12 protein-coding genes are annotated in these 12,379 nt (G+C 45.8%); 2 read left to right on the top strand and 10 right to left on the bottom strand.

Annotated features, from left to right (window positions below; translation table 11 throughout):
- Positions 1-118 precede the first annotated feature (118 nt).
- Both AC4E7D_RS05835 and AC4E7D_RS05830 read right to left on the bottom strand, forming a co-directional pair.
- Positions 119-898, bottom strand: coding sequence for a zinc ribbon domain-containing protein (locus AC4E7D_RS05835; protein ID WP_490172874.1), 780 nt, complete (start codon positions 896-898; stop codon positions 119-121).
- Positions 899-901: 3 nt separating this feature from the next.
- A complete protein-coding gene (locus AC4E7D_RS05830; RefSeq protein WP_490172875.1) occupies positions 902-1,996 on the bottom strand; it encodes a Nif3-like dinuclear metal center hexameric protein in 1,095 nt (364 codons plus the stop codon).
- Positions 1,997-2,046: 50 nt separating this feature from the next.
- On the opposite strand from AC4E7D_RS05830, the gene lpxK reads away from it, so the two are divergent.
- Entirely contained in the window at positions 2,047-3,039 is a 993-nt protein-coding gene (lpxK, locus tag AC4E7D_RS05825; protein WP_490172873.1) for a tetraacyldisaccharide 4'-kinase, read from the top strand.
- Here lpxK and AC4E7D_RS05820 read toward each other — a convergent pair.
- The 8 genes from AC4E7D_RS05820 to AC4E7D_RS05785 all read right to left on the bottom strand — a co-directional run bounded on the left by AC4E7D_RS05820 (position 3,034) and on the right by AC4E7D_RS05785 (position 11,179).
- Positions 3,034-5,166 carry a tetratricopeptide repeat-containing hybrid sensor histidine kinase/response regulator gene (locus tag AC4E7D_RS05820; RefSeq protein WP_490172872.1) on the bottom strand — a complete coding sequence of 711 codons (2,133 nt, stop codon included), beginning with the start codon at positions 5,164-5,166 and terminating at the stop codon, positions 3,034-3,036. The genes lpxK and AC4E7D_RS05820 overlap by 6 nt on opposite strands.
- Before the next feature lie 383 nt (positions 5,167-5,549).
- Positions 5,550-6,425: a lipoyl synthase gene (lipA, locus tag AC4E7D_RS05815; protein WP_490172871.1), complete on the bottom strand. Its 876-nt coding sequence runs from the start codon at positions 6,423-6,425 to the stop codon at positions 5,550-5,552.
- A 90-nt stretch (positions 6,426-6,515) separates the two neighbouring features.
- A complete protein-coding gene (locus AC4E7D_RS05810; RefSeq protein ID WP_490172870.1) occupies positions 6,516-7,085 on the bottom strand; it encodes an RNA polymerase sigma factor in 570 nt (189 codons plus the stop codon).
- A gap of 45 nt (positions 7,086-7,130) precedes the next feature.
- Positions 7,131-7,331 (bottom strand): membrane or secreted protein, encoded by a 201-nt coding sequence (locus AC4E7D_RS05805; RefSeq protein ID WP_490172869.1) that lies wholly within the window; start codon positions 7,329-7,331, stop codon positions 7,131-7,133.
- 74 nt (positions 7,332-7,405) lie between these two features.
- Entirely contained in the window at positions 7,406-8,164 is a 759-nt protein-coding gene (locus tag AC4E7D_RS05800) for an anti-sigma factor (protein ID WP_490172868.1), read from the bottom strand.
- A complete protein-coding gene (locus AC4E7D_RS05795; protein WP_490172867.1) occupies positions 8,161-8,727 on the bottom strand; it encodes an RNA polymerase sigma factor in 567 nt (188 codons plus the stop codon). The genes AC4E7D_RS05800 and AC4E7D_RS05795 overlap by 4 nt, the downstream gene beginning before the upstream one ends.
- Positions 8,728-8,972: 245 nt before the next feature.
- Positions 8,973-9,989 carry a UDP-N-acetylmuramate dehydrogenase gene (gene murB / locus AC4E7D_RS05790; protein ID WP_490172866.1) on the bottom strand — a complete coding sequence of 339 codons (1,017 nt, stop codon included), beginning with the start codon at positions 9,987-9,989 and terminating at the stop codon, positions 8,973-8,975.
- Positions 9,986-11,179 carry a pyridoxal phosphate-dependent aminotransferase gene (locus AC4E7D_RS05785; protein ID WP_490172865.1) on the bottom strand — a complete coding sequence of 398 codons (1,194 nt, stop codon included), beginning with the start codon at positions 11,177-11,179 and terminating at the stop codon, positions 9,986-9,988. The genes murB and AC4E7D_RS05785 overlap by 4 nt, the downstream gene beginning before the upstream one ends.
- A gap of 149 nt (positions 11,180-11,328) precedes the next feature.
- Between AC4E7D_RS05785 and AC4E7D_RS05780 the strand changes: the two genes are divergently transcribed.
- Positions 11,329-12,379 (top strand): retropepsin-like aspartic protease (locus AC4E7D_RS05780; RefSeq protein ID WP_490172864.1); only part of this gene is annotated, 1,051 nt, incomplete at its 3' end.

The following is a 12,379-nucleotide window of genomic DNA, read 5'->3' as shown; positions in this document are numbered from 1 at the left end:
CTTAACAGGGTCAAAGTGATACATACAGCAAACCATTGAGGCATGGGGATCGTTTATGTTAAAATTAAAAAAACCACCTGTTTCCAGGTGGTTCCATTTGCTAAAAAGATGTTTCAAACTAAAGTTTAGCAAATAACTTCTGCATTTTTTCTTGTTCTTCTTCGGCCAGGATGGGGTCTACTAAGATCCTCCCGCTGTGCTCATCCGTGATGATCTTTTTTCGGGAGGCGATTTCCACCTGTACCTGTGGGGGAATGGTGAAAAAGGATCCCCCTGATGCCCCTCTCTCTATGGGTACTACAGCAAGGCCGTTTTTTACGTTATGCCTGATGCGCTGATAGGCTTTTACCAGCCGCTCCTCAATCTGTTTCTGATACTTTGCAGAGTGCTCAATCAGGGCTTTTTCTTCCTTTTCGGTCTCTGCGAGGATGGCATCCAGTTCTCCTTTCTTGTGTTTCAGGTGGGTTTCCCGCTCGGAAAGGCGCTCTTTGGTTTCAGCGATCACCTCTTTTTTCTGATCGATCTGCACTTTAAACTCCTTGATGTTCTTCTCGGCCAGCTGAATCTCAAGTTCCTGGTATTCCACTTCTTTCGCCAGAGAATTGAACTCCCGGCTGTTCCTTACGTTCTTTTGCTGGTCGCTGTATTTTTTTATGAGCGTCTTGGCTTCCTCGATCAGATTTTTCTTCGCACTTATTTCGTAGTTGATCGTCTCAACATCTGTTTTCAGTTTGTCTAATCGGGTTTTAAGTCCCTGAACTTCATCTTCCAGATCTTCAACCTCGAGCGGAAGCTCCCCCCGTACGTTTCTGATTTCATCTACTCTGGAATCGATAAGTTGCAGATCGTAAAGGGCCCTTAACTTGTCCTCGACGGTAATTTCTGACTTTTTTGCCATATGTTATAAATGCTTGATGGGATTGGTGTTCATCTCCGATAAACGGATTGCAAAATTAGGAATTTTTTTTGTAAGATATTCAGCCAAAAGGTTTTTTGTAAACTGCTCGGTTTCATAGTGTCCGATGTCGGCGATTAGGATTTTGCCCTCTGCCTTAAAGAATTGATGGTACTTAATGTCTGCCGTTACCAATACATCTGCCCCGGAAGCCAGGGCTGCATCAATAGCGAAGGCCCCGCTACCCCCTAAAACAGCAACTTTTTGGACCTTTTTACCCAGGTAGGCAGAGTGCCTTATCCCGCCACAATTCATCTGTTCTTTCACCTGCTCCAGGAAGGTTTTTTCATCCACAGCTGATGGCAATTCCCCAATCATCCCCATACCAATGCGCTGGTAGGCGTTATCCAGTGACACCACCTCATATGCGATTTCCTCGTAGGGGTGAGCGGTGAATAAAGCTTTAAGCACCTGTTTTTCGAGCTCCCTTGAATACGTTATCTGAAGTTGTATTTCTTCTTCTTCATGCACCTTTCCTTTTTCACCAAGAGTAGGATGGGACCCTTCTTCCCCCTTGAAGCTACCCACACCTGAAACTGAAAAACTGCAATGGCTGTAATTGCCGATATGTCCGGCACCTGCTTCAAATAATGCGGTTTTTACGGCTTCAGCATCCTTCAGCGGCACGTAAGTGGTTAGCTTCTTGATCATCCCTTTTTTAGGGATGAGGATTTTCCTGTTTTCTAGTCCCAGGACCTCGCAAATTTTTGCATTCACCCCGTCAAAACTATTGTCAAGCGCAGTATGCATGCTATAAACGGCTATGTTGTTCCGGATGGCCTTTATCGCCACCCGTTCCACATAATTCTTGCCGTTAAGTCGTTTAAGGCCGTTGAATATGATGGGATGAAAGCTAACGATAAGGTTGCACTTTTTTGCAATGGCCTCGTCCACTACGGTTTCGAGCGTATCCAGGGTTACGAGAATGCCGCTTACTTCCATTTCCGGGTCCCCGAGAAGGAGGCCAACATTATCAAAGTCTTCTGCGTGATTCAAGGGGGCTAAAGCCTCCAGTATTCGAGTTACTTCCTGTACAATCATTTCCGGATTTCGTGAGGTTACCAAAGATAAAATATTATAATTTCGCTCCGATGCATCTCCTAAGAAAATTAGCGTTTCCCATTTCCCTTGTATACGCCCTGGTGGTCTACCTGAGAAACCGCTTCTATGATTATGGCTGGTTTTCCTCCCAAACCTTTGACGTACCTGTGGTTTGTGTGGGGAACCTGAGCCTGGGCGGAACGGGGAAAACCCCTATGATCGAATGGATGGTTGCCCGATTGTCTGCTTCAAAAAAAGTAGTAGTACTGAGCAGGGGCTATGGCCGGAAATCCAAAGGTTTCAGGAAGGTAACTCCTGAATGCAACCCCCTGGATTCTGGGGATGAACCCTTACAAATCGCTCTCAAATTTCCACAGGTAACAGTTGCCGTAGATGCTAATCGCTCGCGTGGTATCCGACGTATTGAAAAAGACATTGCTCCTGATATCATCCTGTTGGATGATGCTTTTCAGCACCGGAAAGTGCAACCCGATATCTCTCTGCTTTTAACCGCCTACGGAAGATTATACCCGGACGACTGGTACCTGCCAACTGGGGACTTGCGGGACCACAAAGGGGAAGCAAGGCGTGCTTCGGCCATTATAGTGACCAAATGTCCGCCGAACCTGGGCGATGCTGAAAAAAGCCATATTATTGCGCGCTTGCGACCCAGGCGGGGTCAGATGGTTTTATTTTCTTATTTGGATTATGCCCCTGAATTAAGGAACAACAACGGATCGCTCCAACTGGAAACACTTGAAGACAAACCCTTTACCCTGGTGACCGGAATTGCCAACCCCGAACCTCTGGTTGCCTATCTCCGGGATAAAAAGCTACATTTTAAGCACCGGAGGTACAGGGACCATCATCAATTTTCAGAAAAGGAAATAGCAGAATTAGATAAATTGCCTCTGGTCATCACCACGGAGAAGGACTACATGAGATTAAAAGGATCACTTCATAACCTGTACTACCTGCCGGTTTCCCACAAGTTTATGGACAGGGATGACAAGCGCTTGCTTGCACTTTTAGGAAAGTTATGAAACGGGTTTGTCGGCCTTTACTTCAAGGATATTCTCCCCGATCTTCTGATAGAACACCTCGGGTTTGAAAGGTTTGGTGACCACATCATTACATCCCGCCGCGTAGAAACCTTCGAGACTGTCGTCCAGGGAGATAGCAGTTAGTGCAATGATAGGTGTCTCATTATCGAATTTTCGGATTTCAATAGTGGCTTCGACCCCACTTATTCCGGGCATATGTATATCCATCAGGATGCCGTCATAGGTATTCTCCCGCGCCAGGTCCACCGCCTTGTGCCCATTGTCCGCAATATCGCAGCTAATGCCTTTTTTGGCCAGCATTTTTTTGGTAATTACCTGGTTGATCTTGTTGTCTTCTACCAGGAGGAGGTGTAAGCCATTAAACTCGTACTCCTTGTCAGTAACCTCAAACGGAATGTCATCCACTACCCCGTCCTTACACTTCATGTTGAGCTCGAAGAAGAAGGAACTTCCCTTGCCATGTTCACTTTCCAATTGGATCTGGCTTTCGAAGAGGCCTAACAGACTTTTTACGATGGTCAGGCCAAGACCTGTTCCGCCATACTCCCGGTTGATCTGGATAGATCCCTGCTCAAAACTATCGAAAATGGTCTTTTGCTGTTCTTTGGAAATGCCAATACCCGTATCCTTGACCTCGAAATACAAGGTGACATCCTCCTCAATTTTCTTGATCAGTTTGGCAATCACATAAACCTCACCACCTTTCGTAAATTTCAGTGCGTTTCCTACCAGATTCATGAATATCTGAGACAGTTTAAGCGGGTCGCTCATCAGGTGATTCGGGATATTGCTATCGTATTCAAGGATAATCTCCGTCTTGTTCTCCTTGGCACTTTGCTGCAAGGAATTGATAACATCGGTAAGCACTTTTTTGAGGTTGATCTCAACGCTTATGGGCTCCAGTTTATCAGCATCAATCTTATTGATCTGAAGGATGTCATTGATAAAGTTCAGCAGATAATCCCCGGAGAATTTCAATGCTTTCAAATGTTCCATCTGGTTTTCCCTGGGGTTCTCCTCCAGGAGCAAATGGGTGAGGCCAGTCACTGCATACAAAGGCGTCCGAAGCTCATGGCTTACAGTGGAAAGGAAGTTCGTTTTAGCTTCCATGGCCTGCACTGCAGAATCGCGGGCGTTTTGCAATTCCCTGTTTTTGGTTTGCAGGAGGTCGTTGGTTTTCAGTTTGATCTGGTTGTTTCTGTATAAAGAAACGGCAAGAAGGGAAATTATCGTCAGGAAAGCAGAAGTAAGAATAGCCGTGAGCTCATTCCTGTTGGCAGATTCACTAAGCTGTTCAATTTGTTCATCCTGTCTTTTGATCTCCTCGCTCATGTACTCGAGCTGTACACTGTTAGACGCCTTGGCCTCTTCTACCGACTTGGCCAGGTTAAACACTGAATCTTTTAGAGTGAGAAGATTTCTGCTGTATTCCAGAGATCTATCGTATCTGCCGAGCTTCTCGTAGTCACTTTCCAGGAGCTCGTTGGCTTTGTATATCCATTTTGAAAAACCATTAGCCGAGGCGATGGCAAGAGCACTTTCTCCATTCTTGACACTTTCCTCATAGTCCCCACTTTTCTGATACAGCTGGGCCAGTCCCATATATGCCCTTACCTGCAGGTAAGCCTGTTCATATAAATCACTGTTTACTACCAGGGAACTGAAGTTTTTGGAGGCCGTATCAAATTTGTCGATACTGCTGTAAATTTCGCCCTCCAGCAAAACGATATTGTTTATGAGGTTGCGGTCATTAGATAGTTCCTTGGCCTTGTCCAGGATAAAAATGGCCTGGTAGAAATTTTCCTGGTCATAGAGGAATTTGGCTTCGACAAAGTTGTTCATGGCCTCTCCGGATGGGTAAGCAATAGTATTCAGCAATACTTTTGCCCTTTCCCAATAAAAGATGCCGTTGTCTGCCTTATCCATATCCAGATAGAGCAGGGCGAATTTGTGGTAGGTATCTATCAGGGATTTATCGTCTTCCAGTTTTTCGGCAAGTTCCGCAGCCAAGTCCAGTGCGTTCAGTGCTTCATCCATACGGTCCTGATGGAAGTTGGTCGTCGCCTCAAGGAAATAATCGGTAATACCCGGGTTTGTGGTATCCACTTCTTGTGCATACCCAATCAGGCCAAAGCAGAGCACTAATAAAATTGCCCCTAATTTTTTATGTAATCCTCTTTTAATCAAATACAGGTCGTCTTGGTGAACTGCTCACATGTATTTTCCAAAGCCTTCTACTTTTGGACAGCCCGGCTATGGCCAGGTATCTCAATGGGCTCAGGCTCTACGTATTTATTGAAACGTTTGGGAAGCGCAACTATTGTTCAATACCTGCAATTCGATAGGATAATTCGTACAGAAGCATGTTCTAAGTTCAAAATTTGGTGATTATTCCAAATGTATCACTTATTTCTCAAACCCCTGAGATTTTTCGACGTAATACGTTATAAATGAAATGGATAAGTAGTGTTAATCCCCCGTTTTTATTGCTATTCAATGTGTTTGTGGGCCTTATAGGAGGATCTCACCAGGGCACCGCTTTCAACATGCCGGAATCCCATTTCCAAACCAATTTCCCTGTATTTGTCAAATTGCGCAGGGGGAATGAATTCTTTAACCGGCAGGTGTCGTTTTGAGGGTTGCAGGTATTGGCCTATAGTAACAATATCCACCCGGGCTTCTCTAAGGTCCTTCATGGTCTGGATGACCTCCTCTTCTAATTCTCCCAATCCCAGCATAATACCGGATTTGGTGCGATTCACGCCCTGTTCCTTCAAATAACGAAGCACGTCTAAGCTGCGCTCGTATTTGGCCTGGATCCGTACTTCCCTTGTAAGCCGTTTCACAGTTTCCATATTATGGGAAACGACTTCTGGAGCCACCGCTACTATGCGATCCAAATGGGTTGTTATGCCTTGAAAATCAGGAATTAAAGTTTCCAGTGTTGTTTCTGGGTTCATGCGGCGGATGGCTTTCACCGTCTCTGCCCAGATAATGGAACCCATATCTTTGAGGTCGTCTCTGTCCACAGAAGTGATAACGGCGTGTTTAATGCCCATTATTTTTATAGAACGCGCCACTTTTTCTGGCTCGGACCAGTCTACCTGCTCCGGCCTTCCGGTCATAACCCCGCAAAAACCGCAGGAACGGGTACAGATATTCCCGAGGATCATAAAGGTGGCGGTCCCTTCCCCCCAACATTCACCCATATTTGGACAACTTCCCGAAGTACATATGGTGTTGAGGTTATATTTATCTACCAAACCGCGAAGCTGGGTGTATTTTTTCCCTGTGGGTAATTTCACCCTAAGCCATTTGGGCTTACCCTTGGGGGGCTGTACCGAAGTCAGGGTTTCTGTGCTCATAGAAAATTTTTTGGCAAATATACGAACTATTCGGTGGTCTGTATGGAGATAACAACACCTTAACCTTTATTGGCAGATCCCAATCATGGTTTAATGGTGTTGGTGCTTAATACGGTCGGCCAGCAGTTTTTTGGCACGCAGTAATTTCACTTTTATGTTGTTGATGGGCTCATCCAGTTGTTTGGCGATATCAGCATAGGACATCTCATTGAAATAGCGCAGATTGATCACTTTTTGATAGTGGGGTTTAAGCTGTTTAATGTGATCCAGCAAGGTGGCGAGGTTTTGTTCAATGATTAAACGGTCCTCTGCACTTGGAGCCACATCCAACACCCGTTTAACGGCTTCTGAATTCCCTGAATCGTATTGTTCCAGGATATTTCGTTTGCGTTTTCGCAGCAGGTCAACGTGCAAGTTCTTTGAAATGGTGATTAACCAGGTTTTAAACTCAAACGACTCATCATAGGTGTCGATCTTGTCAAACGCCCGCGAAAACGTTCGGATGGTGATATCCTCAGCATCATTTTCGTTCTTAGTGCGAACCAGCAGGAAGCCATAGACATCGTTCCAGAACGTATCCAGGAGGGTACTAAAGGCAATCTGGTTACCTTCTTTGGCTTTTTTTATAATGCTTTGTAAGGAGTCTTCTGCTTTGTCCAACCCAATGAGCTTTTGCAGGAGATGAGCTGAAAAATATCCTGGATACTAGGCGCGCACCTCTTTTTTACAATCCTGCTCGCTGGGGAGTTTACCGCAATAACCACATGCCTCTCCGTCTTTATTCAGAAAAGGGCTTTGGCTGGCACAGGTACCTGCAAATTTGCCGTCTTTTTTCGACCATATTTTAATGGCGATGCCGGCAATGGCAAGAGATAAAAGACCTATGGTTAACAAGAGCAGTTTCATAGTTGAAATTTTGGCAAAGATACAAAATAAATGCCCCGAAAACGGGGCATTAAGATCACCTTAAGACAAGAAGTCTAATAATTGATATTCGCTACAATGTTTTGCACCGTTGGGGTGTGATTACCCCCTTTGGGTTCTATGGTGATATAACCCACGGCATTTTCTGCATAGGGCAGTGCCATCAGTTTGTCTTTGTCCTGGAATTCCTTGATCACCCCGAGATTTACCATCTCACCATTAACTTCTGCCCACATTTGATAGCACTTATCTTCGGGCAGGTTGGGAAGGTTCCTGACATTGATATAGGATAATTTCTTCACCGGGTTAATGTAAGCCACTGCTTTAAGCTCCCGGGCTTTCTTGTTCCCGTTTACCATATACTTCCTTGTAGATGGATTGTTGAGCACAATAAACTGGTTGCGCACATCTTCCAACTGGGAACGCATATCAGCTTCCAGTGTCTTTATTTTATTGTTAACGATGGTATTTTCCTGCTGCAGGGTCTGGTTCTGGTTCCATAAGAAATATGAGGATCCGGCAGATACCAGAGCGGCAAAGGTAGCAGCGATGGCATATCTCCTGAATCTTCGCCTGCCCGCTTGTTGCGCCCGGATAGTGGCAAGAATTTTCGTCTTAAGACCTTCAGGGGTTTTAAGGGCATGAATTTTTGCAAAGGTCTCCAGGTTTTCCTGAAGTTCCTCATAGGTCTTCCTCACTTCCGGATACATGGCGATATAGCGCTCCACTTGCTGGGACTCTTCGAGGCTGGTGGTCCCTACAAGATACTTCTCAAGCAGATCCGTATCCAGAAATATCCTTATTTTATCTTTCATAATAATTCAATTAGCAAGGGTATTAGTAATACCCCGTTACCATAAATCTTCCTGAGCTCCCGCAGTCCGATCTTTAATCTTGACTTGATCGTACCCAGGGGGATATCCAGTTCCTCACTGGCCTCCTGTTGGGTCATTCCCTGAAAGAACAGGGCATCGAGTACTACCTGGTATTTGGTTTCAATCTTATCCAGGTTCTGCCTGATGTCCATAAACTCAGGCCTGATGTTCTCAACACCTAGATTATATACGTCGGAAACGTCAATTTGGATTTCCTTATCGGATTTGGTACTGAGGCTCCTGAGTTTGTCAATAGCCGTATTCCGGGTAATCCGGAATAGCCAGGTAAAGAGTTTGGCCTTTGTAGAATCGTAGGAATCGCCCTTTTGCCATATCTTCACAAAGCTTTCCTGCAGGACGTCCTGTGCGAGCTCCTCATCCTTCACCACTTTATATGCTACCCCATAGAGCGTATCCCCATAGTGCTCATATAGCAGTGAAATGGCCTTGTCATTCTTTTCCCTGAGGAGTTCAACAATATGTCTTTCAAGTAGTGTGCTCATAGTTTTTACCGGAAAACCTGCAGAGAAATGGCATCCAAAGGAGGTGTTTTATCCGTATATAGGGTAAACGCTAATTTATAAAATTGATTGCAAAACGCGCGATCAGAATAGCAATTCGATAAGTGTACAATTGGTTATTGTACATTTAGTTTTTGGTTAGTTTGGTTTGGTATAACCCCTGGTAATGGTATCAGGGGTTATACTATTACTACCGGCTCATAAATAATCTGTTCCGCTGCCGGCGATCAGGCAATGATATTTACCTCTGGAACAAGTTGTATGCCAAATTTTCGGGCCACTTCCCCCTGGATTCTTCTTGCCAGAGCTAAGATCTCTTCCCCGCGGGCGTTGCCGTAATTCACCAGTACAAGGGCCTGGTTTCTGTGTACGCCGGCATCCCCGTAACGCTTTCCCTTGAACCCGCAGCGATCGATTAACCAGGCTGCAGGGATCTTGTATTGGCCGTCATGGGTTGCATAGGACGGCAGGTCGGGATATTTATCAACCAGCTTTTGGTAGGCCAATGCGTCGATCACCGGATTTTTGAAAAAGCTGCCACTATTGCCCAACTCTTTGGGATCGGGCAATTTCTGGCTGCGGATAGCGATCACTGCCCTGGCGACATCGGCAATGCCCGGATCCTCTATCCCTTCTTTTCGCAAGGTCTCCCTGAGGGGGGCATATTGGGTATGGGTCTTGTGTATTCCCTTGCTCAGCCTGAGGTCAACGGCAGTAATGATAAATTTGCCTTTTCCCTCCCGCTTGAAATAGGAATCGCGATATCCGAATTTGCAATCGGCATTGGTAAAGGTATGCACTTCTCCGCTAGCCATCTCCATGGCTTCGCAACGCACTAAAACATCCTTGATTTCCACCCCGTAGGCCCCAATGTTTTGTATGGGCGCTGTCCCCGTATTTCCGGGGATCAGGGCCAGGTTTTCTATCCCTCCGAAATCCTGTTCCAGGGCCCAAAGGACAAGTTCATGCCAGTTTTCTCCGGCCATCACCCTGAGGATTACTTCATCCTTATTCTCCTGGACAATTTCCTTGCCTTTGAGGTTGATATGGAGCACCAGACGGTCCAGGTCTTTTGTGAGCAACATATTACTGCCACCACTGAGGACAAAGATATCCGGATATCCCTGCAGTTTCAGTGCCGCCTTTAATTCCTCGATGCTGTTGATCTCTATAAAAAACCTGGCTCTGGCCTCCAGGCCAAAGGTGTTGTAGGGTTTAAGGGAAATATTTTCCTTTATGTTCAACGCTGCTGATATTTAATTAACCCAAGGCGCAGGATCTCAACCGACCTTTTGAGACTGTCTTTCTCCAGCACATAGGCGATCCGGATCTGATTTTTGCCGAGTCCGGGAGAGGCATAGAAACCTGCGGCAGGAGCAACCATCACCGTTTCGCCATGGTGATCGAAGGCCTCCAGTAACCACTGTGCAAATTCGTCCGCATCTTCAACCGGCAGTTCCGCAATACAGTAGAAAGCCCCTCGTGGATGCGCCACTTTGACCCCATCAATTTTTTCCAATTCCGAAATCAGCAGGTTCCTTCTCGCCACGTATTCTTCCCTGACCTTTTTAAAATAAGATGGTGGGGTATCCAGGGCGGCTTCACTGGCAATTTGTGCATAGGTGGGGGGGGAGAGGCGGGCCTGGGCAAACTTCATTGCGGTCTGTATCACTTCGCTGTTTCGAGAAATCAGACATCCGATCCGTGCCCCACACATGCTGTATCTTTTGGAAACAGAATCCACAACCAGGGCCTGTTTGCTGATCTCGGGATAGTTCAATATGGAGTGGTGGGTACTGCCATCATAGGTAAACTCCCTGTAGACCTCATCCGCGATCAGGAAAATGTCGTGTTTCTTTACAAGGGCTGCAAGTTTTTCAATCTCCTCCTTTTCATATAAATACCCCGTGGGATTTCCGGGATTGCAGATCAGAATGCCCCGTGTTTTCGGACCGATGAGCGCTTCAAAGGATTCGATGGGGGGAAGGGCAAAATTGTTTTCGATCTTTGAGACAATAGGGACGACCGTAACCCCCATGGCGGTGGCAAAACCGTTATAATTAGCATAAAATGGCTCCGGGATGATAATTTCATCCCCAAAGTCCGCTATAGTTCCCATGGCAAAGGACAGGGCTTCAGAACCTCCTGTCGTAACAATTATTTCACTCGCATCCAGGTCAATATTGAGTTTTCCGTAATAGGCTGCAATTTTTCGCCTGTACTGTTCGGAACCCTCAGTTCTGCTATATGCCAGTACCTCGATGGTATTATTCTTTACGGCGTCCAGGGCTACCTGCGGTGTTTTGATGTCGGGCTGCCCAATATTCAGGTGATAAACATGAACACCGCGCAACTTGGCGGCCTCGGCGTAAGGGACGAGTTTTCGTATGGGCGATTCGGGCATTCGCTGCCCCTTTTTGGAAATAGATGGCATAGCTGATGAATTGTACTGCAAAAATGAGAATTCGCAACGGACCCTACAAGATATAAAGAACCCCCCTTATGACTAAGGGAATGTTAAAAAAAATAAGGATACGGCAATTTTTCTTAACTTTAAGAGACAACGAGTTAATTATTAGGGATTTGCGATTAGTTTTAGTCATAGTATTCTTACTGTTTACCCTGCTTCCGTATTCAGGGGAAGCACAGGCGTACACACTTCCCAAGGGTGAAAAGATGGAACGGGTTTCCTTCCAGCTCATCAACAACCTGGTGATTCTCCCCCTGGAGATTAACGGAGCCGAACTTACCTTTATCCTGGATTCCGGGGTAAGCAAGCCTATTCTCTTTAACCTTTACGACCAGGATTCCCTGCAGCTCAACAACGTATCTGAAATCACGATAAACGGACTGGGGGAAGGGACCCCGATCAAGGCACTGAGCTCTTATGGTAATACCGTTAAGCTCAAAGGAATGCAAAACAACAACCAGCAGGTTTACGTTGTCATAGATAAGGATATAAATTTTTCTCCCACCCTGGGGATACCGGTTCACGGCATTATTGGCTACGACTTGTTCAAGGACTTTGTTGTGGATATAAATTATTCCTCAAAGGTGATCAAGTTTATTGACCCCGACCGATACACCCCTAAAAAAAGCAAGAAATACGAAACCCTCCCCTTAACCGTGCATAACAACAAAGCCTATGTTACCGGGGAAGTGGAACTCAAGGAGGAATCAAATACTCCGGTCATGCTGCTGGTAGACACCGGAAGCAGTGATGCGATCTGGCTGTTCCAGGATGAAGAAAAAGGGCTGGGGATTCCTGACAAAAATTATGAGGACTACCTAGGGAAAGGCTTAAACGGACATATTTTCGGCAGGCGGACACGTGTAAAAAGCCTAAAAATAGGAAGCTTCACCCTCACCGATGCCAAAGCCGCCTTTCCGGATATGGAGTCTTTTGGCGCCTTAACAAATCTGGGCGACCGCAACGGGAGTGTTGGGGGAGAAGTCCTGAGAAGGTTTAATATTGTTTTTAACTATCCGCATGGGGAAATCACCATCAGAAAGAACAGCAACTTCAAAATGCCATTCCAGTATAATCTCAGTGGACTGGAACTGCAACACAACGGTATGCGATATATAGCAGAACGGATAGCAGATTCCAAAGGGATGGTATCAAAAGACTCTG

The organism is Lentiprolixibacter sp., assembly GCF_982873095.1.
This window is presented reverse-complemented; position numbering and strand designations above follow the sequence as displayed.

Coding starts and splice junctions, on each gene's coding strand:
- AC4E7D_RS05835 (WP_490172874.1), bottom strand. CDS start 898: ATGGCAAAAAAGTCAGAAATTACCGTCGAGGACAAGTTAAGGGCCCTT.
- AC4E7D_RS05830 (WP_490172875.1), bottom strand. CDS start 1,996: ATGATTGTACAGGAAGTAACTCGAATACTGGAGGCTTTAGCCCCCTTG.
- lpxK (WP_490172873.1), top strand. CDS start 2,047: ATGCATCTCCTAAGAAAATTAGCGTTTCCCATTTCCCTTGTATACGCC.
- lipA (WP_490172871.1), bottom strand. CDS start 6,425: ATGAGCACAGAAACCCTGACTTCGGTACAGCCCCCCAAGGGTAAGCCC.
- AC4E7D_RS05805 (WP_490172869.1), bottom strand. CDS start 7,331: ATGAAACTGCTCTTGTTAACCATAGGTCTTTTATCTCTTGCCATTGCC.
- AC4E7D_RS05800 (WP_490172868.1), bottom strand. CDS start 8,164: ATGAAAGATAAAATAAGGATATTTCTGGATACGGATCTGCTTGAGAAG.
- AC4E7D_RS05795 (WP_490172867.1), bottom strand. CDS start 8,727: ATGAGCACACTACTTGAAAGACATATTGTTGAACTCCTCAGGGAAAAG.
- AC4E7D_RS05785 (WP_490172865.1), bottom strand. CDS start 11,179: ATGCCATCTATTTCCAAAAAGGGGCAGCGAATGCCCGAATCGCCCATA.